The 18304-nt window shown below is 69.3% G+C and carries 19 protein-coding genes and 2 pseudogenes; 15 read left to right on the top strand and 6 right to left on the bottom strand.

The window, feature by feature from the left end; genetic code table 11:
* Positions 1-141: 141 nt before the first annotated feature.
* Positions 142-294 (top strand): annotated as a pseudogene (locus CP975_RS35455) (IS5/IS1182 family transposase); the annotation flags it as partial.
* A gap of 126 nt (positions 295-420) precedes the next feature.
* Here the strand turns inward: CP975_RS35455 and CP975_RS34185 are convergent.
* Positions 421-786 carry a VOC family protein gene (locus CP975_RS34185; protein ID WP_055527550.1) on the bottom strand — a complete coding sequence of 122 codons (366 nt, stop codon included), beginning with the start codon at positions 784-786 and terminating at the stop codon, positions 421-423.
* 422 nt (positions 787-1208) lie between these two features.
* On the opposite strand from CP975_RS34185, the gene CP975_RS34180 reads away from it, so the two are divergent.
* Complete coding sequence (locus CP975_RS34180) at positions 1209-1433, top strand: hypothetical protein (protein ID WP_246201730.1); 225 nt, start codon at positions 1209-1211, stop codon at positions 1431-1433.
* A 215-nt stretch (positions 1434-1648) separates the two neighbouring features.
* On the opposite strand, the gene CP975_RS34175 is transcribed toward CP975_RS34180, so the two are convergent.
* Positions 1649-1954 carry a hypothetical protein gene (locus CP975_RS34175; protein ID WP_167532636.1) on the bottom strand — a complete coding sequence of 102 codons (306 nt, stop codon included), beginning with the start codon at positions 1952-1954 and terminating at the stop codon, positions 1649-1651.
* Here CP975_RS34175 and CP975_RS36710 point away from each other — a divergent pair.
* From CP975_RS36710 to CP975_RS34155, 4 genes are all read left to right on the top strand, one after another.
* Entirely contained in the window at positions 1935-2345 is a 411-nt protein-coding gene (locus CP975_RS36710) for an endonuclease domain-containing protein (RefSeq protein ID WP_150477716.1), read from the top strand. The two genes, CP975_RS34175 and CP975_RS36710, sit on opposite strands and share 20 nt — an antisense overlap.
* A 345-nt stretch (positions 2346-2690) precedes the next feature.
* Complete coding sequence (locus tag CP975_RS36115; RefSeq protein ID WP_246201729.1) at positions 2691-2849, top strand: azolemycin family RiPP peptide; 159 nt, start codon at positions 2691-2693, stop codon at positions 2847-2849.
* A 130-nt stretch (positions 2850-2979) separates the two neighbouring features.
* Positions 2980-5163: a YcaO-like family protein gene (locus CP975_RS34160; RefSeq protein ID WP_055527552.1), complete on the top strand. Its 2184-nt coding sequence runs from the start codon at positions 2980-2982 to the stop codon at positions 5161-5163.
* Between the two features lie 109 nt (positions 5164-5272).
* Complete coding sequence (locus CP975_RS34155) at positions 5273-6448, top strand: SagB/ThcOx family dehydrogenase (RefSeq protein ID WP_246201728.1); 1176 nt, start codon at positions 5273-5275, stop codon at positions 6446-6448.
* A gap of 56 nt (positions 6449-6504) precedes the next feature.
* Here CP975_RS34155 and CP975_RS34150 read toward each other — a convergent pair whose 3' ends face one another.
* Together CP975_RS34150 and CP975_RS34145 are read right to left on the bottom strand one after the other, a co-directional pair.
* Positions 6505-6813, bottom strand: coding sequence for a hypothetical protein (locus tag CP975_RS34150; RefSeq protein WP_246201727.1), 309 nt, complete (start codon positions 6811-6813; stop codon positions 6505-6507).
* Between the two features lie 88 nt (positions 6814-6901).
* Positions 6902-7757 (bottom strand): annotated as a pseudogene (locus tag CP975_RS34145) (IS5 family transposase).
* A 395-nt stretch (positions 7758-8152) separates the two neighbouring features.
* Here CP975_RS34145 and CP975_RS34140 point away from each other — a divergent pair.
* Both CP975_RS34140 and CP975_RS35270 read left to right on the top strand, forming a co-directional pair.
* Positions 8153-9832, top strand: coding sequence for a serine/threonine-protein kinase (locus tag CP975_RS34140; RefSeq protein WP_167532782.1), 1680 nt, complete (start codon positions 8153-8155; stop codon positions 9830-9832).
* A 41-nt stretch (positions 9833-9873) separates the two neighbouring features.
* Positions 9874-10023 carry a hypothetical protein gene (locus CP975_RS35270; protein ID WP_167532635.1) on the top strand — a complete coding sequence of 50 codons (150 nt, stop codon included), beginning with the start codon at positions 9874-9876 and terminating at the stop codon, positions 10021-10023.
* Here the strand turns inward: CP975_RS35270 and CP975_RS34135 are convergent.
* The gene (locus CP975_RS34135; protein ID WP_208835600.1) at positions 10007-10669 is read right to left on the bottom strand and encodes a transposase family protein; all 663 of its coding nucleotides are present in this window, start codon (positions 10667-10669) and stop codon (positions 10007-10009) included. The genes CP975_RS35270 and CP975_RS34135 overlap by 17 nt on opposite strands.
* Positions 10670-10876: 207 nt before the next feature.
* Between CP975_RS34135 and CP975_RS34130 the strand changes: the two genes are divergently transcribed.
* The 7 genes from CP975_RS34130 to CP975_RS34100 all read left to right on the top strand — a co-directional run bounded on the left by CP975_RS34130 (position 10877) and on the right by CP975_RS34100 (position 17096).
* Positions 10877-11848: a quinone oxidoreductase family protein gene (locus CP975_RS34130; RefSeq protein ID WP_055527560.1), complete on the top strand. Its 972-nt coding sequence runs from the start codon at positions 10877-10879 to the stop codon at positions 11846-11848.
* Between the two features lie 364 nt (positions 11849-12212).
* Positions 12213-12458 (top strand): hypothetical protein, encoded by a 246-nt coding sequence (locus CP975_RS35265; protein ID WP_199782881.1) that lies wholly within the window; start codon positions 12213-12215, stop codon positions 12456-12458.
* A gap of 219 nt (positions 12459-12677) precedes the next feature.
* Positions 12678-12962 (top strand): helix-turn-helix domain-containing protein, encoded by a 285-nt coding sequence (locus CP975_RS34120; RefSeq protein WP_055527565.1) that lies wholly within the window; start codon positions 12678-12680, stop codon positions 12960-12962.
* A 54-nt stretch (positions 12963-13016) separates the two neighbouring features.
* Positions 13017-13295, top strand: coding sequence for a transposase family protein (locus tag CP975_RS34115; RefSeq protein WP_055527566.1), 279 nt, complete (start codon positions 13017-13019; stop codon positions 13293-13295).
* Positions 13296-13505: 210 nt separating this feature from the next.
* Positions 13506-15287 carry a pyridoxal phosphate-dependent aminotransferase gene (locus tag CP975_RS34110; protein WP_055527567.1) on the top strand — a complete coding sequence of 594 codons (1782 nt, stop codon included), beginning with the start codon at positions 13506-13508 and terminating at the stop codon, positions 15285-15287.
* On the top strand, positions 15284-16087 hold the full coding sequence (locus CP975_RS34105; protein ID WP_199782882.1) for a phosphatidate cytidylyltransferase: 804 nt from the start codon (positions 15284-15286) through the stop codon (positions 16085-16087). The genes CP975_RS34110 and CP975_RS34105 overlap by 4 nt, the downstream gene beginning before the upstream one ends.
* A gap of 364 nt (positions 16088-16451) precedes the next feature.
* Positions 16452-17096 carry a LysE family translocator gene (locus CP975_RS34100; RefSeq protein WP_055527568.1) on the top strand — a complete coding sequence of 215 codons (645 nt, stop codon included), beginning with the start codon at positions 16452-16454 and terminating at the stop codon, positions 17094-17096.
* Between the two features lie 435 nt (positions 17097-17531).
* Here CP975_RS34100 and CP975_RS34090 read toward each other — a convergent pair whose 3' ends face one another.
* Positions 17532-18167, bottom strand: a complete 636-nt coding sequence (locus CP975_RS34090; protein WP_246201726.1) for a TIGR04222 domain-containing membrane protein — start codon at positions 18165-18167, stop codon at positions 17532-17534.
* Between the last annotated feature and the right edge of the window lie 137 nt (positions 18168-18304).

The following is an 18304-nucleotide window of genomic DNA, read 5'->3' as shown; positions in this document are numbered from 1 at the left end:
CGCCGACGACCAGGTCGTCGGCGCCTGCGTGCTGGACGACAGCCGGACACGGCCTCGCGGTCAACGACGGCGCGTACTCCTTCCGCGCCCCCGGGCGCCCGTAGAGCAGCGCCGCGGAAACCCGGCAAGCGCAGCCGCCCGGGTGGACACCCTCGTACCCGCCCGCACCATCTCAGCGGCGGTAAAGCGTACAGCTTTCGCCGCAACCGGAGTTACCTGCGCCGACGTCAGATTAGCCATACCATTCCGGAGCCGGATAACCAGCGGGCCAATCGGCGGCGCCGTGGAAGCGAGTGCCGCACCTATCTCTAGCTTTGGTGTTCCGAAAAAACGGTGTCATGCATCGAACCACGCGCACCTGCCACCGCTGTGTCATCGCCGAGTAGGTGGAGATCTCCGGTTCGGCTCCTGAAACAGGCTTTAGGGCAGGTGGCAGACGGCCTCGACGTTGTTCCCGTCAGGATCGCGGACAAATGCTCCGTAGTAGGACTCGTGATACTCCGGCCAGAGCCGGGGCGCGTGCAGGCCCTCGGCACCTGTTGCGAGAGCGGCTGCGTAGAAAGCGTCTACGGAGGCTCGGTCGCCCGCAACGAATGCGACGTGCAGTTCCCGCGAAGGTGTGGCGTCGGTCGCGGGGACCAGCCAAAACGGGTGGCCCGTGACGCCGAAGCTAATGTTTTCGCCGAACTGCTTCTTTCTTGCGCCGCCAAGCGGACCGAGCACGGCATCGTAGAAAGCAGCACTGGACGCGATGTCGCTTACCTGAATGGCTACGTGATCCAACATGTGCCAACTCTGTACCAGGGCACAGGACTTGTCGCGTCATTTTCCGTTCCTCCGCCGAGAGGATCAATCAATGGAAGCGGAACACACCTATCCTGCACTCCGACCCATCGGACAGGCCCTACCCACTACAAGCCCTCACGTGCGTGGAAGATCCCGGGTCACGCGCCACTGTTCTCCTGGAGGATCAAGGGGCTCCTGGTCGGTCGAGCTGGCCGCCCAGTGCCGCCGCGGCCCTGTTCCGGCGCCGGTCAGCAGGGTCCGCGAGACACACGACAGCAGAGCGCTCGGCCACGTCCCGGGCGGCGACGGACTGCCCTGATCCGCTCGGATCTACGTGCGGCGGCCTGCGGCAGGGTCGTGTTCGGCGGCGTGCCAGGCGCCGGGGCGACGCCCCCTCCTCGGTGCCGGAGTCGGTGCGGCGGGTGACCTTGTGCGATGAGGAGATCCGGCTTCCCTACAGCGACGTCATCCACCGCACCCTAGACAGCATCCCGTATCCGGCGCCCGAACTGGTCCTCCTGTTCAAGGCCAAGCACGTCCGCCGAAAGGATCAAAGAGACCTCGACGCGGCCGTCCCGCACATGACCCCGACTCAGCGCGAGACCCTGACCGAGCTACTCGCCCGCGTGCACCCGGGGCATCCCTGACTCGCGGACCTGTAAGTCGGCCCTTTAGCGGCGAGCTCGTGTGATTGGTGGTGTTGTCGTGGTAGTCGAGAGCATGTGCTACCCGATCTATGGGTCAAGGAGCCATGGCTCGCGAGCTACGACTTCGCAGTCTGACCAGCGCCCCGGCCCCGGGCTGGGCCGGGGCCCCGTTCGCCAGGACACCGCTACGTGATCACCGGGTCAGGCCCGGGTGGTTACGGCAGGTCGAGCTTTGCGGACGGCGGCTCGTAGGCAGCGTTCAGACGTTCTCCCATCTCGGCTTCCAGTTCGGTCAGCCGCGCGTACAGCGCCTGTTCCTGCGCGGACAGCTTGCCCCCGGACTCCATCTTTGCCAGCAGTCCGTTCCTGGCGCCCGTCAGTACCTCCACGCAGGCGCTGGACGCCTCGTTGAAGCCGCGGACATAGTTCTTGTCCAACGCCGTGCATACCGTGGCTTTTAACGCATCGCCCAGTGCGGTCTTGACAAGGTCGCCCATCGGCATGTTGTCCCTCGCGTTCATCGTGCTTGCTGTCGCGTCGATGAACGTACCGCCCGCCGCGACCAGTTGGGGCCTTTACCGAGCGGCCCGATCCTGCGGAACGGCCGTACAACAGGCCAAGCGATTCGGGCTCTCCGTCGAGCGAGTGAACGCCACCCTGAGAGTTCGGATCGACTACTGCCCGCTCTGCGACGACGACCCCAGGGACAGCGCTGCGTACGGACCGATCTGGTGTCAGGTCGACCACCATCACAACTGCTGTACAGGGTGCCCGCGTTGCGTTCGGAGGCTCTTCTGCAAGCCGTGCACCCCGGGGTCGCGGCTCGTCGACACCCCGAGACGGGGTCGTGCTGCTGCCGCGCGCCTGCTGCAAGCCGGGCTGCGGCCGCCGTTACGAACAGGCGGTTACTGACTGCCGATCGTGGAGATCGACCGCAAGTCGGCCAACCCGGCGGTGGTGAGCTCTCGGGCGCACCGGGGCCGGGCGGCCCGCCCGTAACCGTCGTCGGCGGCGACGCGGTCGCATCCGGTGGCTCGGGGGCGGATGCGCCGCGCTCTGTGCCACCCCTTCGCACGCCCCGGCAGCCTCCAAATCACCTGCTGGGTGGGTTATTTCACCATGCTCTTGTATTGCCGAACTCGACACCCTGCAATGGAACAGGCGAACCGCCCCTGTGGCAGTTTCGCAGTGCAGTGCTCAACCAAAGCAGTGCTCAACCAAAAGGAAAAGAGACACACGAGCGAAAGGGCGGAAATAGTGCAGCAGTCGAAACAGCCCGTCGAGATCGACGGAGATGCATTGTTCGAGGAAATGGCGATTCCGGAGTCGGAGGAGGCGTTCGCGGGTCACAGCTGTCTGTCCTGGGCGGCCCCGAACTCCATGGACGTGCTGACTCCCACGTCCGGAGGCTCCTGAGGCTCCGCGCCCCTGACCGCGCGCGACAAGCGGTCAGGGGCGCTTCGCGCACCGCGGCGCCTGGCCGCGGGCGCCCGGCCCCGGCACGGAACCGGGCGTTGTCTCCTCACCTCTCCCGGAAGGCGGCCCCATGGATGCCCATGCCCCCACCGAGCTGCGTCCTGACGTAAGCCTGGTCCCGCGCGGTGACCACCTGTACGTCTGCGCGAGCACCGGAACCCTGCGGGTCCCCGTCCGGGTGCCCACTCCCGGGACCGGCAGCGAGGCCGTGCGGGCGGACGCCGTTCCGGAACGGGTGGTGAGCGGTCTGCGCTCCCGCGGACTCGCGCATCAACAGGGGCAGTCCATCCACCCGTTGTACGGAGAGACGACCGCGCTCCGCGCGGGTCGGCCGGTCGCTGTCACCCCCCAGGGGCTGGGCGGAGAGGTGAGCGCTCTGCTGGAGCGCGCGGGCGTACCGACGGTGCCCGACGACCGGACGTCGCCGGTGGCCGTCGCGGTCCTGCCGCTCTCGCTCCCCGAGGAGCAACTGGTACGCCGGGTCGCTTCCGCGCTGGAAGCCGGCACGCCCATGGTCACTTACCTCGACACCCCGACCCGGTTGTTCCACGCCACTCTCCGGCCGCCGCACACGCCCTGTCCGGTGTGCGTGGTACGTCGGCTCCGCGCCAACCACATCTGGCAGCCCATCGCCGACCTCCCCCTGACCGTCCTCTTCGGCGCATCGGACTCGGGCGGATGGCCGAGCACGGCGGTAGCCTCCGGGCTGCTCGCACACGAAGTACTCACCCTCTTGGGCCCCGGGACCCCGCACGAAGGGGCGGACGAGACAGCGGAAAGCGGAAAGACGCCGGAAGACGAGATCACGCAAGGCCGCGTGAGGCTGACCGAAATCGAACACGGCTCCTTGGCCCGCACCCGGCACGACCTGTTCCACCTGCCGGGCTGCCCCGCCTGCGCCGCACACGCCGTGCCGCCCCGACGCGAGGACCAGCCCACGGAGATCGACAACACGCTCAGTTGGGAGCGGATGCGCGGCACGGTGGACACCCTCACCGGAATGGTGCTCCGCCTGCTGGTGGACGAGCAGGACGACGCCCTCGGGAAGGCGACCTACGCCCGTACGGCCGGGATGACGAAGACCCACTGGTTCTCGCCCGTCACGGCCGAGGCGCGAGGCGGCGCGGTCAAGAACGACCCGGTGACGGCCCGCGTGTGCGCCGTGGGCGAGACCCTGGAACGGTACGCGGCAGGCGTCTACGACCCGGAGAGCCTGGTGCGCGCCTCCACCACCGCCCTGGGCGGCGAGGCGGTCGACCCCCGCACGCTCCCCCTGGGTTCGGCGGCGGAGTACGCCCGCCACACCCGGCTGGCCCCGTGCGACCCGGACGCGGAGATCGACTGGGTGCGGGGCAGGTCACTGCTCACCGGCCACACCCGGTACGTCCCTGCCTGCGCCGTCTACCTGCCCTACCGCTTCCCGCCCGGCCACCGCGCCTGGTACGACCCGATCTCCACCGGCCTCGCGGCGGGCGGCAGTTACCACCACGCGGTGCACGGCGGTCTGATGGAGGCCGTCGAGAGAGACGCGTCCGTGATCTTCTGGGAGAACCGGCTCGTCCTGCCCACGCTCGACCTCGACGGGCTACCTGAGGGCCCGACCCGGCGCATCGTCGAGCACATGCGCGGCCAGGGCGTGACGGTCACCGCCAAGGACCTGACCACCGACCTGGGAATCCCGGTGGTAGGCGTGCGTTTCCTCAGGCAGACCGAACGGCGGCCCGTGGTCACCCACTCCGCGCGCGCCGACCTGGACCCGCACGCGGCCCTGCTCGGCGCCCTGGAAGAGGGCTGCCTGGGCTGGGCGGGCGCCCGACTGTGGCAGGAGAACCTCGACGCGGGGGAGGCAATTCCCGAACCGGGCAAGGTACTGACCACACTGAAGGACTTCTCCCTCTTCTACTGGGCGCCCCACCGGCTCGCGCACCTGGCGTTCTGGGACGAGGGGCCGCTGCGCCCCGTCGCGGCCCGGCGCCCCTCCCCCGGGCTCCCCGCCGACGTCACGGAGGCCGTCCGGCGACTCGCGGCGCGAGGGCACGAGGCGGTCGCCGTGGACATCACTCCGATCGACGTGGCCGAGTGCGGGGTGACGGTCGTCAGAACGGTGGTGCCCGGACTGTGCCCGATCACTCTGCGCAGCGACTTCCACCGCCGCGGCGGGCCGAGGGTGTTCCAGGCGCCGCTCGCCATGGGCGTACGCGATACAGCGCTGACGGAGGCGCAGCTCAACCCACTGCCTCTGCCCTTCCTGTAAGGCGCGACGGTCCTCCCTCACCCGCCGGCCGCACCACCACGGCCCGCCGTCCCCCGGCGTCGAAGCCGCACAGACCTAATGACGACCTACAGAGAGGCGTCGAGGAACCGTGAAACCCCGTGCCGCAGAAGCCTCCGCACCTCCCACGCCCAGCGCGGACGGGAGCGGGGTCGACAACGGAAGCCCGTCCGGCCCCGTGCGCTACCGGCGCAACCCCGACCTGCTCCTCGAATGGCAGGACGAGGCAGGGCCCGTCCTCGTCGACTGCCGCCGGTGGCGCAGGTTCACGGCGCGCCCCCGACTGCTGGCACTCCTCAACGAACTGGGCCGCCCGCTCACGACCGAGGAGATCCACGCCCGATGGGGCGCATCCGCTCCGAACGGCGAAGGGAGCGGCGGGGCCGAACTCGCGGCGACCCAGCGGGCCTTGGACCAACTCGCCGCCGCCGGGATCATCCGCTCCTCGGCCCATACCGCCCCGATGCCCCAGGGGTTGACGCCCTACGAACTCGCCGCCCACGCCCGGGCCGGACACGGTCCCGCCGCGAACACGCAGCAAGGTTCCCCGCCCCCGGCCCGGTTGCGTCACCCCGACTCGACAAGGACCGTCCGGCTCACGGACTCCGATGAGCTGCCCAGCCGCCCGCTGCGCGAGGTGCTGACCGAGCGGCGCAGCATCCGCGACTTCGCGCCCTCGCCGCTGCCCCTCGGCCACCTGGCTGTGTTCCTCGCCCGCTCGGCCCGTGTCCGGGGCCCCCTGGGCCCCCTCCGGTTCCAGCAGACACAGCGTCCGTCCCCGTCCGGCGGCGGACGGCACAGCCTGGAGACGTACGTGATCGCCCGGAAGGTCTCCGGGCTGGCCCCCGGCGCCTACCACTACGACCCGTTCGACCACACCCTGAACCGGTTGGCCCCCTGGGACGACGAGCTGGCAGCCGTACTGAACACCACGGTGACCATGCCTGCCTACATGGAGCATCCGCCGCCCGCGAGCCTCCTGCTGGCCTCGCACGCCGCCCGCACCGGCTGGAAGTACGAGGGACTGGCGCTGAGCCTCATCTACCGAGACGCCGGGTGCCTGCTACAGACGCTGTGCCTCACGGCGACCGACCTCGGCCTGGGCGCCTGCCCCACCGGCACCATGCGCCCCGCGAACCAGGTGGCCTTCCTCAAGTGCCATCAAGACGGGTTGCTCCATGTCGGCAACCTGGCCCTGGGCATCCCCGGTCCGGGCCGCGACATGTCGACGACCGTGCGTCCAGGTCCAGTTGGTGTGCAGCGGTGAGCTGCATGATCAGGTGCCGGTTCAGATCTTGGCGATCGAGCCCTTCTGAGTGGACGTTAAGTCCGTTTCTGGTAACGGACTCGTCCGGGCTGGGTGAGGAAGCCTTGGCGAAGGAGGCGTCCGAGACGAGCGCGGGTGACGTTGACCGATGCCTCGTCGGTGGGCATGCCGAGGAGTTCGTGCAGCTCACGGGCCCGGAACTCCTGGTCAGGGTGCTGATTGAAGGCGTTCACGATGGCCTCGTAAGCGGTGCTCGTCTCGGGCGGTTCGGGATCGTCTTGGGCCAGCGCGAGTTCAGCGATGACCTTCCGGGTGGTGGCCAGGTCCGTGAGGCGCACTTCGGTCTCGGCCAGGATGGCCGTCAAGTGCTCGATCTGGGCGAGTAGTTCACCGGCCCGGACCGTGGTCTCGTCGTGTTGGGGGCCTGGAGTTCGGCCAAGAGCTCGATGACGTTCACGCGGCGAACTCGAGAGTGTCGCGCCAGGCCGGGCTCGGTGTGGTGAGGCGGCGGGTCATGTTCGCGATGGAGGCCCAGTAGACCCGCGAGGCGGAGGTGCCGGGCCGGTGGTCGTACTCCCGGGCCAGACGGCGGTGCAACAGCAGTGTGCCGTTGACCTGCTCCACGATCCACCGCTTCGGCTGCGGGACGAAACCCTTGCCCTGGTGGTCGGGGTTGCGGCGCACGACCTCGACGTCGATGTCCAACAGGGCGCCGTGGATGACGACCTGGTCCTTGAAGCCCTGGCCCACCAGAGCCTTCTCCAGGCGGTTGCCGCACCGCTCAGCGGCCTGATCGAGCAGGGCGATGCCGGCGGCGTTGTCGTGCGCGGAGGCGGCCAGCACCACGACGCCGATGACCAGCCCCAAAACGTCCACGGCCAGTCCCCGCTTACGGCCCGACACCTTCTTGTTCGCGTCCAGCCCGGTCGTGGTCTTCGGGACACCCGCGGCCGCACGCACGGACTGGGTATCGATGATCACGAGGGACGGGCCCTCTAATCGGCGCGCTCTCTCCCGCACCTGACAGCACAGGAGTTCCTGGATCCGCTGGTCAAGGCTGTCCTGGCGCCACAGGCCGAAGTAGTAGAACACCGCCGACCAGGCGGGCAGATCGTGGGGCAGATAGCGCCACTGGCAGCCCGTCCGGCTCTGGTAGAAGATCGCGTTCACGATCTCTCAGCAGATCGCAGGCCCCGGGATCGCCGGTCGCGGACCGTTCCACCCGGTCCTGCTTCCAGGCCGTGATCATCGGCTCGATCAACGCCCCCTGCTCGTCGGATAAGTCGCTGAGGTACGGCTCTCTCTTCACGTCCCGCACTTCAGCATGAACATGCCCAGAAGATGGCCGATGCGCCGATCAGTACCACGATCGAGCGATCACGAACCGAGGAAGATCGGACTTGACGCCCACTGAGGTTCGCAAGGAGTGCGACGCGGCCGCCCTCATTACCGCAGCCTACCGATCACCCGCTGCCATGGGCCATGCAGGCTGTTGCCCTGCCCTGATCACATGCGACCTGCGGTGCCGATCAGCCGCGTGAGGGTTCGACCCCGGATGCGCTTCGTCAAGAACCTGAATCGCTCGCCGCTCGCAGCGTCTTCCGGTCACTTGCTCCATACCCAGATTCTCGAGTGATCCGAGGGCCTAACCTGATGTGGTTTCCGGGGCCGCCGGTTAGGCCGGTAAGCGGAAGCGCAAGGGCCATGTCGCCAGGCAGCGGTGTGGGGATCGGCAACTGCGGAAGCGGGGGTCTGCGCGAAGCGCGTGGCAATGAGCTGGTGGCGCGCCTGGTGACGGGTAGGGAGACACAGGATCGGGGGATCGCGATGCCGCAGGGAGCCGGGCCGGGCCGGATCGTCGCCGGGCGCTACCGTCTGGTGGAAACGTTGGGTTCGGGGGGCTTCGGGACAGTCTGGAGGGCCCACGACCAGGAGTCGGATGCCGACGTCGCACTCAAGGAGATATTGCTGCCTGCTGCGTCAGGGGCGGAGCGTGCCAAGTGGCTAGAGCGGGCTGAGCGGGAGGCCCGCCATGCCGTGGAACTCCAAGCGCACCCCAACATCCTCGCGGTTCACGGAGTGATCATCGAGGACGAGACCCCGTGGATCCTCATGGAGCTGGTGGTCGGGTGCTCGCTGGCCCAACGGCTCGACGACCAACGGTCCCTGCCACCCGCGCAGGTTGCGACCATCGCTGTCGGCCTGCTCTCCGCACTCGACGCGGCCCACGCCGCCGGGATTGTGCACCGCGACGTCAAGCCGTCCAATGTGATGCTCACCGACGACGGGCGGGTGCTCCTTGCGGACTTCGGTATCGCCACCCGCTCGACCGACACCGCGTTGACCACGACGGGGACCTTCTTGGGTTCGGCCGAGTACACCGCGCCGGAGCGGGCGCAGGGACAGGACGGCAACGCCGCGAGCGATCTGTTCTCCGTAGGGGTGACGCTGTACCAGTCCGTGGAAGGCGTGTCCCCGTTCCGTCGCGACCTCCCCATGGGTTCGCTCTACGCGACCGTCAACGAAGCGCCCCCGCCGATGGCTCAAGCAGGGGCGTTGGAGCCGCTCATCACGCGACTGCTCGACAAGGATTCGCTGCGGCGGCCGACCGCGGGGCAGGCCCTCGCCATCCTGCGGGGAACGCGCACCGTCGAGGCGATCGTCGTACGCACGCCCACGGTCCGGTCGGATGTTCAGCCAGAGCACCAGTCGGCAGTACGACGGGCAAGTCGGCTCGGCATCGTCTGGGCCGGCGGCCTCACGGCGGCGGCGCTGGCAACCGTGATCGCACTCTTTGCCGGATCTGTGTTCGGCGACGGCTCTCGCGCAGATGCCAAGGGGGCTCCGCCCACGAGCCCCGACAACACCACCTCGACAGCCACACCCGCAACCACGCCGACCACCACGCCGACCGAAGCACCCACAACCACCACACCCACCGAGACACAGGCGCCTTCCAGCCCCACGGCGGTGCCGCTGAGTAGCCTGCCCAAACCCTGCAGCGTCCTGAGCGCATCGGTTCGCACCCGCTTCTCCATGGGCACGCCGGACCCGGCGGCCGACAATTCGGGGGTGCGGCAGTGCTCGTGGCACTCGGTGTACAAAGGCCATGACTACGGCATCGTGCTCCAGTACCTCGCCACCGACTCCGTGGATGCCTGGGCGGGTTCGGCGTCGCCGGTGTCCATCCCGGGCCTGTCCGGTGCCATGGAACACATAGGAACTGCCGCCAATGAGGACCCCGGCAGTTGCGCCATCTGGTGGCCCACCTCATTCGGTTCAATCGGTGTGATCGTCGTGGACTCCATAGCGAAGGACTCACAAAAGGCGTGCACCACTGCCGAGAGCTTCGTTACGGCGGCGGCCCCGGACATGCCCAGCTGAAAGTTGCGCGCCTCTCGCCGGGGGCCTGACGATCCCAACAATTGACCAACAGCGTCGGAGAACCGTCCAGGGCCCTCGCCCGCGAACTGCACGAACTCCTCGGCATGCCCACCGACGAGGCATCCGTCAACATCACCCGCAGCCGTCTCGGACGCCTCACCCGCCAAGGCTTCCTCACCCAGCCCGGATGAGGCCCCTACCCCAAAACGGACTTAACGTCCACTGAAAGACCTCGCCGGTCGTCGCCTCCACGCCCGTTCCGCGGTGGAGTCCGCCGCTGGCCAGTTCATGGGCTACCCCCTCGGTGAGGATCATCAGCGCCCGGACCGGCCAGGTGGGCCACTTCACGTCGAGGCGGAGTCTGGTCAGCACGCGCCAGTTCTTGAGATGCGCGAACGTGTGCTCACACACCGCCCGTTCCGCGGCGATCAGCTGGTCGACCAGCTTCCTCGCGGCCGAGAGCTGCTTACCCTTGGGCTTCTTGAAACCTGTGATGACCGCCGGGTCGGCGTCCGGACCGCCGCCGTCGTCGAGGCCGACCAAGCCAAGGTCGGCGATCTCGGCCAGGCCCGCTGCGCGCAGCCCCTCGATCTGCTCCACGAACGTCACCGCGGGGCAACCGGCATTGAGACACTCGAACCTGCGCGCCACGACCTCGATGAAGACCGGGGCGCCGCCGATGGGTGCGTCGGCGAGGTGACGTACGTAACGGCCGTGCACCCGCCACGACGGCATCGCGCAGGACGGACATCTGGCCGGGAGCGCCGCCCAGTTCAGCAGCCTGGCATCACAAGATCTTCGACAGAGCCGAGAATCGCCGTCGTTCACAACAGGCACGTGGAGACAGTAGCGGCGACAAGGGCAGCGGTCCGGAGAACAATCACCCTGATCCTGAAGCCCGTTGAGTGCCTTGATCTCGCGACGGCATGCCGGCTTGGGCCCCGTACCCCACCCGATTGCCACACCCACCTCCGGCCAGCTGGAAAACCTCTCGGCAGCTACAGTCGTAGCGGCCGAGAACGTGACCCGAAGTCAGGAAGACGCATGCCCACAGCAGTGCAGGTTCGGCGGGCCGGAGGCCCGGAGGTGCTCGAGGTCGCGGAGGTGGAGATCGGCGCGCCAGGGCCGGGCGAGCTCCTGGTCGACGTGGCGGCTGCGGGTGTGAACTACATCGACACCTACCAACGGGCTGGGCTTTACCCGGTCCCGCTGCCTTACATCCTTGGCCTGGAGGGCGCCGGGACGGTCGTCGCGGTGGGCTCGGACGTGCGCGGTTTCGACGAGGGGGACCGGGTGGCCTGGCAGGGCGTGCCGGGCAGCTACGCGCAGCGGGCGCTGGTGCCAGCCGATTCGTCGGTGCACGTACCGGACGGCGTGTCCGACCAGATGGCCGCTGCTGTGCCGTTGCAGGGGATCACCGCGCATTACCTGGTCACATCGACCTATCCCGTCAAGGAGGGTGAAACGATCCTGGTGCACGCGGCGGCCGGGGGTGTTGGGTTGCTGCTGATCCAGTTGGCCAAGGCGCGGGGGGCACGGGTGATCGGTACGGTGTCGACCGCCGAGAAGGAGGCGCTTGCCCGCGAGGCTGGGGCCGACGAGGTGATCCGTTACGACCAAGTGAATTTCGCCGATGCGACCCGGAAGCTCACCGACGGTGAGGGCGTTCACGTCGTCTACGACGGGGTCGGCAAGTCCACTGTGGATGGAAGCCTGGCAAGCCTGCGCAAGCGAGGCCTGCTGGCGCTATTCGGCGCCTCGAGCGGTCCAGTGCCGCCGATCGACCCGCAACTGCTGAATAAGGCCGGTTCGGTGTACCTGACCCGCCCGAACAGCGACGACTACGTCCAGACCCGCGCCGAGCTGGAGTGGCGGATCGGCGAGCTCTTTGCGGCGATGGCCGACGACTCTCTCAAGGTACGCATCGGCGCCACATACCAGCTAACCGACGCACGGCAGGCCCACGAGGACCTCCAGGCTCGCAAGACCGCCGGGAAGGTGCTGCTCATCCCCTGACCATCGCTCCAGCGCTTGGCGACGCGAGCTCGTCGCGCGCCAGCCTGTTGTTGGTGTGTCAGCTGTCGCTCCAAGGAATCCGGGCTGGTCAGCGGTGCTGACGTGGGTGGCGGGTGGGGTGCTCGTGCTGGTCGGGGGCGGGAGTCTGGCGCGTAGTCGCTGGAGAAGATCGCTGCCCGCCGGTCCGAGCTGGGCCAGCTCGCGGAGTAGCTGACCGAGCAGCTTCCCGAGGTGGAGGGCGAGTGTGAGGGGCTGGTGGTCGCGGAGCGGGTGCTGCGGCGGCTGTACGGGCAGGAGCCCGAGGCCACCGTGGCCGAGCAGAACGCCGGGACGCCGCGGGCTGGTGCAGGTCGCGGGACGTTCGGTGTTGAAGGTGCCGCACCGCGGCGAGGCGGCGTATGCGGCCGCGCTACCGGGCGACTACCAGCGGATCTTGCAGATCGTTAAGGCCGCGGGCGGACCGGTGATGGTCAAGGAGGTCGGCGCCGAGCTGGGCATCGACGCCTCGGTGCCGGATCGGCTGGAGCCTCTTCGCGGAAAGCTGTCGAAGCCGGCCGCGCGGGGCCGGCTGCACAAGCTGCCGAACGGCACCTACCGCATCCGGCCGTGATCTGCCTGCCATGAACCGTATCCAGGCGGCCCCCGGCGCGAGTTGATGGAGTATGCCTACAAACAACACACCGGCCGGGGACCACACCGAGCTTGTCCACCAGTGCTGGCTGCCGCTGTCGCCGCACGCAGACCCTGCGCTTGCTGACCGGGCTGCTCACCGCCCACCTGAAGAGGATCCGCTCCCGCTGGCGGAAGCTGCCGACAGGAGCGAATCGCGGTGATCATGCTGGCCGCGCTACGGCATGACCAGCACCTGGCCGACCTGGCCGGCGGCAACGACGTCTCCCGCACAACCGTGGACCGGTGGCTGAAGGAGATGATCGAACTGCTCGCCGCGAAGGCGCCGCGGCCGGAGCGGGCTCTGGCGAAAATCGCCCGGGAGGGTGGCAGCGTCGTTCTCCTCGACGGCTCGCTGATACCCACCGAACGCCAACCGGGCCTGCCCACAAGACGCCGCTGGTCGGCGAAGCACAGAGGGCCAGGCTGCTGGTCATCACCCTGACCGACGTGCGGGGCCGGCTGCTGGACCTCCACCGCCCGCCCGGCACGCGGCTCGGTGATCACCGCCTGCCGCCAAGACGACCTGGTCGGTCGGCTGCGCGCAGCGGGCCTGGCCGCGATCGCCGACCTTGGCTTGGTCGGCCTCGACGACGGCGGCGGTCCGGACGCCGACCCGGCGGTCATCACAGGTTTCAAGAAGCCCAAGGGTAAGCAGCTCTCGGCCGCGAGGAAGCTGGTCGACCAGCTGATCGCCGCGGAACGGGCGGTGTGTGAGCACACGTTCGCGCATCTCAAGAACTGGCGCGTGCTGACCAACCTCCGCCTCGACACGTGAGAAGGGGCCGGGACGGGACGAGGCCGGAGACACGGTGAGGTTGACGGAGTCCTCCCACGCGAATACTCACGTACGCGTACTCATGTGTGGTCGCACGGCACCCCCAAAGATGTGCTCATGGCGCGAACCTCCAGTACGGAGACGGCAGAGCGCCCGGGCCAGTCGGCCTCCGTAGCCCCAGGGAACTCCCCTTTGCCGAAAGAGACATGCATGAGTCGCGACCTGCACATACGAGCCGCCACGCCCGAGGACCTCGACTGGATCCACGAGTTGCGGCACCGCGTGTACGCCCAAGAGCTGGGTCAGCACACGCCGCGGCCGGAAGAGCGGTTGTACGACGCATTGGACGGCGACAACGTCTACCTCGTCGCGGCCCGGGGGCCGGTCCGCATCGGCTTCGTCAGCCTGACCCCGCCGTGGCTGGGCCGCTACGGCCTGGACAAGTACCTGACTCGCGACGAGCTGCCGTTGTTGGGTGAGGGGGGACTCTTCGAAGTACGTATCCTCACCGTGGAGCCACGCTGGCGTGGTACGGCGGTGGCGCCACTTCTGATGTACGCGGCCCTGCGCTGGGTCTCCTCCCGGGGAGGCCGCACGGTGGTGGCGATGGGTCGTACCGAACTGCTCGACATGTACCTGGCGGTCGGCCTACGGCCCCTCGGACGCGCCGTCCGCAGCGGCGCGTTGACCTTCGAGGTGCTGAGGGGCGAGGTGGCCGAGCTGACGCAGGTGGCGGCCACCCGGTATCGCAGCGTCCTGGAGCGGTTCGGCTCCGAGGTCGACTGGCAGTTGGACATGGAATGGGCGCCCGGGCCGGACGGGTGTGAACATGGCGGCGCGTCGTTCACCGCTATCGGAACGGACTTTCGCACCTTGCACCGGCGTCATGAGGTCATCGCCGCGGACGTGCTGGACGCCTGGTTCCCGCCCGCTCCCGGGGTGGCTGCGGCGCTCATGGAGGACCCGGCCTGGTCCGCCAGGACCTCGCCTCCCACCGGCGCCGAGGGCTTGCTGTCGGAAGTCGCGAAGGCCCGCGCACTGCCGGTGGAGACGCTCGTGGCCGGGGCCGGCTCGTCGGACCTGATCTTCAGGGCGTTCGGCCGGTGGCTGACCCCGCAGAGCAGGGTGCTTCTGCTGGACCCGGGCTACGGCGAATACGCCCACGTCACCGAGCGGGTGATCGGATGTCGGGTGGACCGCTTCCGGTTGCACCGCGAGGAGGGGTGGCGGATCGACTTCGCGCGGCTGGCCTCTGCCGTCGGGGCGGGCCGTTATGACCTGGTGGTCGTGGTCAACCCGAACAATCCGACCGGACGGCACGCCTCCGCCGCCGAACTGCGCACCCTGATCGCGGCCGCCCCGGCCGGGACCCGCTGGTGGATCGATGAGGCCTACCTCGGCTACGTGGACCTGGCGGAGTCGCTCGCCCCACTGGCCGCGGTGGACCCGCGGGTCGTGGTCTGCACCTCGCTGTCCAAGATGTACGCGCTGTCCGGGGTGCGGGCGGCCTTCCTGGTGGCCGAACCCGCCACCGCGGCACTGTTGCGCCGGTGGACGCCACCCTGGGCGGTGAGCCTTCCCGCACAACTCGCCGCCGTGGCCGCCCTGCGGGACCCGGTGCACTACCGCTCCTGCTGGCTGCGCACCCACACCCTGCGCCGCCAACTGGCCGCCGACCTCGCCCGAGCGTCCGACACGGCCGAGGTCGAAGAGGGCGTGGCGAACTTCCTCACCATCACCCTGCCGACCGGCGGACCGAGCGCCGCCCGCCTGGTGCGGGAGTGCCGCCGGCACGACGTCTACCTACGCGACCTGTCACCTCTCTCGCCGCAGTACGAGGGGCGTACCGTACGCGTCGCGGTCAGGGACGTGGCAGAGAACGCGCGCATCGTGGCGGCGTACGGAACCGCGCTGGAGGCGCTGCGACCCGGGTCGCTCTCGCGGCAGTCCGCGGTGTCCCCGGGCGATGTCGCCGTCGGTCACGCCCGGTGATCGGCGTCGCCTCCCTCGCGCCCTTCCTCGGCGGGGCCCTGGCATTCGGCGGGATGGCCGCGGCGCTTTCCGGGCGCCGCGAACTGCTGGTCCGTTGGTGCTGCTGGGCGGTCGGAGTACCCCTGGTCGTCGGAGCGTTCTGGTGGGGCGGTCCGGGGGTGACGGCCCTCGCGCTCGTGGTCGGGGTGATCGCGGCGATGGAGTTCGGCGGGCTGATGGGACTGTCCCGGGTAGACCGGGCGGTACTGGCCACGGCCGTCTCCGGCGCGGTACTGACCTCCTGGCTGGCCCCGGGTCACGAGGTGCGGGCGGTGGCGGCCGGCGCGCTGGCCATCGCCGCGGTCCCGCTGCTGGCCGGTGACTGCGCCCACGGCCTGCGCCGGCTCATGGCCGGTCTGCTCGGCCTGGTCTGGCTGAGCGTGCTCGCCGCCCTGGTAACGCTCGGCGAGACCGCGCTCGTCCTCTTCATCGCTGTCTCGGTCGGCGACATCGTCGCGTACTTCGCCGGTCAACGGCTGGGCGGGCCACGGCTGTCACCGCTCTCCCCGGCCAAGCGGTGGAGCGGAACCCTCTCCGGAGCCGCGGCCGCCCTCGGTGTGCTCACCGCGCTGTCCGCGCTGAGCCCGCCGATGGCGGTCGCGGTGGCGGTCGGCGCCCCGGCCGGGGACCTCCTGGAGTCCATGGTCAAGCGAGGAACGCAGGCGAAGGACTCCGCTCACTGGCTGGCCGGCTCCGGGGGCCTGCTCGACCGCATCGACTCACTCCTCCTCGCCGTGGCCGTCCTTCTCCTCCTGCGCTGACTGACCCTCGCTCTCCCACACCGACGGGTCATTTGGCGCGAACCTGAACGCCTGGGCGTGAGTCCGGTGGGCGACGCCTTGCGCTCGCCCCGCTTCGGGGCTGCGAGGGTTCATGACGGGGGCTACGACCTGTCCGGCCGATCACCCGGAGACCATCGGCGCGCTCATGAGGCACATGTTGATCTCGTCGCTCTGCTGGAGCGACAGGGTGCACGGAGACGCCGATAGGCAGGGCCGTATCCTGAGGCTGGCGAGGCAAGCGAGGCAGGCACTGCCGATGCGTCGCCGCCGTCCGGCGTCCGTCGTCGGCGGACGCCGCCCACGCCGGGTATCGGTTACCCGGCTGACGACCGGGAGTTGCCCAGTGATCAGTCTGGCCGCGGTGGGAGGAGTGGCCCTGGTCGAATTGGGCATGGCCCTGACTCCGGGACCGAACATGATCCACCTCGCTTCCCGCGCGATCACCCAAGGCCGGAGGGCGGGCCTGGTCAGCCTGAGCGGGACCGCCGTGGGATTCCTGTGCTATCTGCTGGCCGCGGCCGCCGGCTTGTCGGCCTTGTTCGCCGCCGTGCCGCTGGCGTTCACGGTGGTGAAGCTCGCCGGGGCCGCCTACCTGGCGTACCTGGCCTGGGACATGCTCAAGCCCGGTGGCCGCTCCCCCTTCGCCCCGGCCCAGGATTTGCCTCCCGTCTCCAACGCCCGCCTCTTCTCGATGGGGCTCCTGACCAACCTGCTCAACCCCAAGATCGCTCTCATGTACGCCTCCCTTCTGCCCCAGTTCATGGATCCGCAGGCGGGGCCGGCCTGGGCGCAACTGCTGCAACTCGGTGGCGTGCAGATCATCGTGGGGCTCTCCGTGAACGCTCTGATCATGCTGGGCGCAGCACGGGTGTCGGGATTCCTGGCCGCCCGGCCACGCGTGATGGCCGCTCAGCGGTTCACGGCAGGCGGTTTGCTCGGTGTCTTCGCGCTGCGCACAGCCCTGTCCCGTACGCCTGCCCCGGCCTGAGTCGTGCGCGTACGCCTTTGATACCGGTGCTGCTGTGGTCGGCCGGCGGCCCCCGGAGCCGGGCGGCGGCCCTTAGCGCTTCGTTGAGTTTGCTCAGCACAGGCCGATCGCGCCCGCGACGGTTGCCGGGCCAGAGATGTAGGCGTGTAGGCGTGCACGTTCTCGGCGGGCTCAACGACCTGCTGGTTCAGGGCCATCACCTCCTTCGCCAGGGTGTGCACCATCTGGGCTGCCAGCTTCTCGTCGGGGAGGCCTGGTTCGGGTGGTGGCGCTCGGCGGCCCAGCCAGGATGTCGGTGAGAATTCGAGCAGTTCGGGTTCGTCGTTGGCGACGCGTCGGGACAGCAGCGGCAGCCGCTCTCGTTGATCGCGGCGCCGTGGTGGGTTTTGCCTGCGGGGAGCTTGAGCGATCCCGTTGTGAACTGGCCGTGAGCACTCACTCGCCGCCACCTCCGCCACCCCCTCCGCCACCCCCTCCGCCTCCGCCTCCGCCTCCGCCTCCGCCTCCGCCTCCGTCGAAGTGTGGGCCGGAGTCGCCGTCCACGCGCGAAAACCTGCGCTCCGACCTCGGGCCCTGGCCGCTGCGCCTCGGAGTGGGGCCGTAACGGGGTGGAACCGCCTGCGCGCGGCCGCCCGGGCCTCGCACCGTCGCGTCCAGGAGGCCGGCGGCCCCGCCCAGGACGTACGCAGGCATGTTCGGGTCGCGCGCGGCCTGCTGGAGGTGTCGCCGGCCCGTACGGGTCACCTGACGGTCCGCGCCCGCCACCAGGCCCCACGTAGCAAGCCCGCGGCCGATCTCTTCAACCTCCGGGGAGCGTTGCAGGCCGGCGCGTACGGTGTCGATGCTCTTGGTGTGCCCGCAGAAGGCGACCACGGCGCGCTCGACCGCATGCAGGGGTTGCTCCCCAGCCACCGTGCGCACCTGCGAGGCGTGCACCACGAGCAGCCCGCGCCGGTTGAGCGCGATGACCGCGCTGTCCACCACCCGCTGGGCCCCGCCCGCCAGGAACGCGACGTCATACACATCCAGGGCCCGCGTCTCGCCCGAGCCCCTTACGATCCACCGGAACACCCACCGCATACCAGATCCGCCCCCGTTTCAGCGTCGTCACCGCCTTCGGGATGATGATGGCGCCGATCGGCGGGGTGTGTTCAGCCGTCCTGGGCCGCGAGGCCCACGAGTGCCATGCTCGCTGACGGCTCTTCTGA

The sequence above is a fragment of the Streptomyces alboniger genome, assembly GCF_008704395.1.
Taxonomy (GTDB): Bacteria; Actinomycetota; Actinomycetes; order Streptomycetales; family Streptomycetaceae; genus Streptomyces; species Streptomyces alboniger.
Note: the sequence above shows the minus strand (reverse complement) of the source record. Positions and strands in the feature narration are given on the sequence as shown.

Excerpts from the sequence above, each read along its gene's own strand:
- CP975_RS34130 (WP_055527560.1), top strand. The coding sequence starts at position 10,877 with ATGCCCACAGCAGTGCAGGTTCGGCGGGCCGGAGGCCCGGAGGTGCTC.
- CP975_RS34140 (WP_167532782.1), top strand. The coding sequence starts at position 8,153 with ATGTCGCCAGGCAGCGGTGTGGGGATCGGCAACTGCGGAAGCGGGGGT.
- CP975_RS34185 (WP_055527550.1), bottom strand. The coding sequence starts at position 786 with ATGTTGGATCACGTAGCCATTCAGGTAAGCGACATCGCGTCCAGTGCT.
- CP975_RS34160 (WP_055527552.1), top strand. The coding sequence starts at position 2,980 with ATGGATGCCCATGCCCCCACCGAGCTGCGTCCTGACGTAAGCCTGGTC.
- CP975_RS36710 (WP_150477716.1), top strand. The coding sequence starts at position 1,935 with ATGTTGTCCCTCGCGTTCATCGTGCTTGCTGTCGCGTCGATGAACGTA.
- CP975_RS34110 (WP_055527567.1), top strand. The coding sequence starts at position 13,506 with ATGAGTCGCGACCTGCACATACGAGCCGCCACGCCCGAGGACCTCGAC.
- CP975_RS34175 (WP_167532636.1), bottom strand. The coding sequence starts at position 1,954 with ATGAACGCGAGGGACAACATGCCGATGGGCGACCTTGTCAAGACCGCA.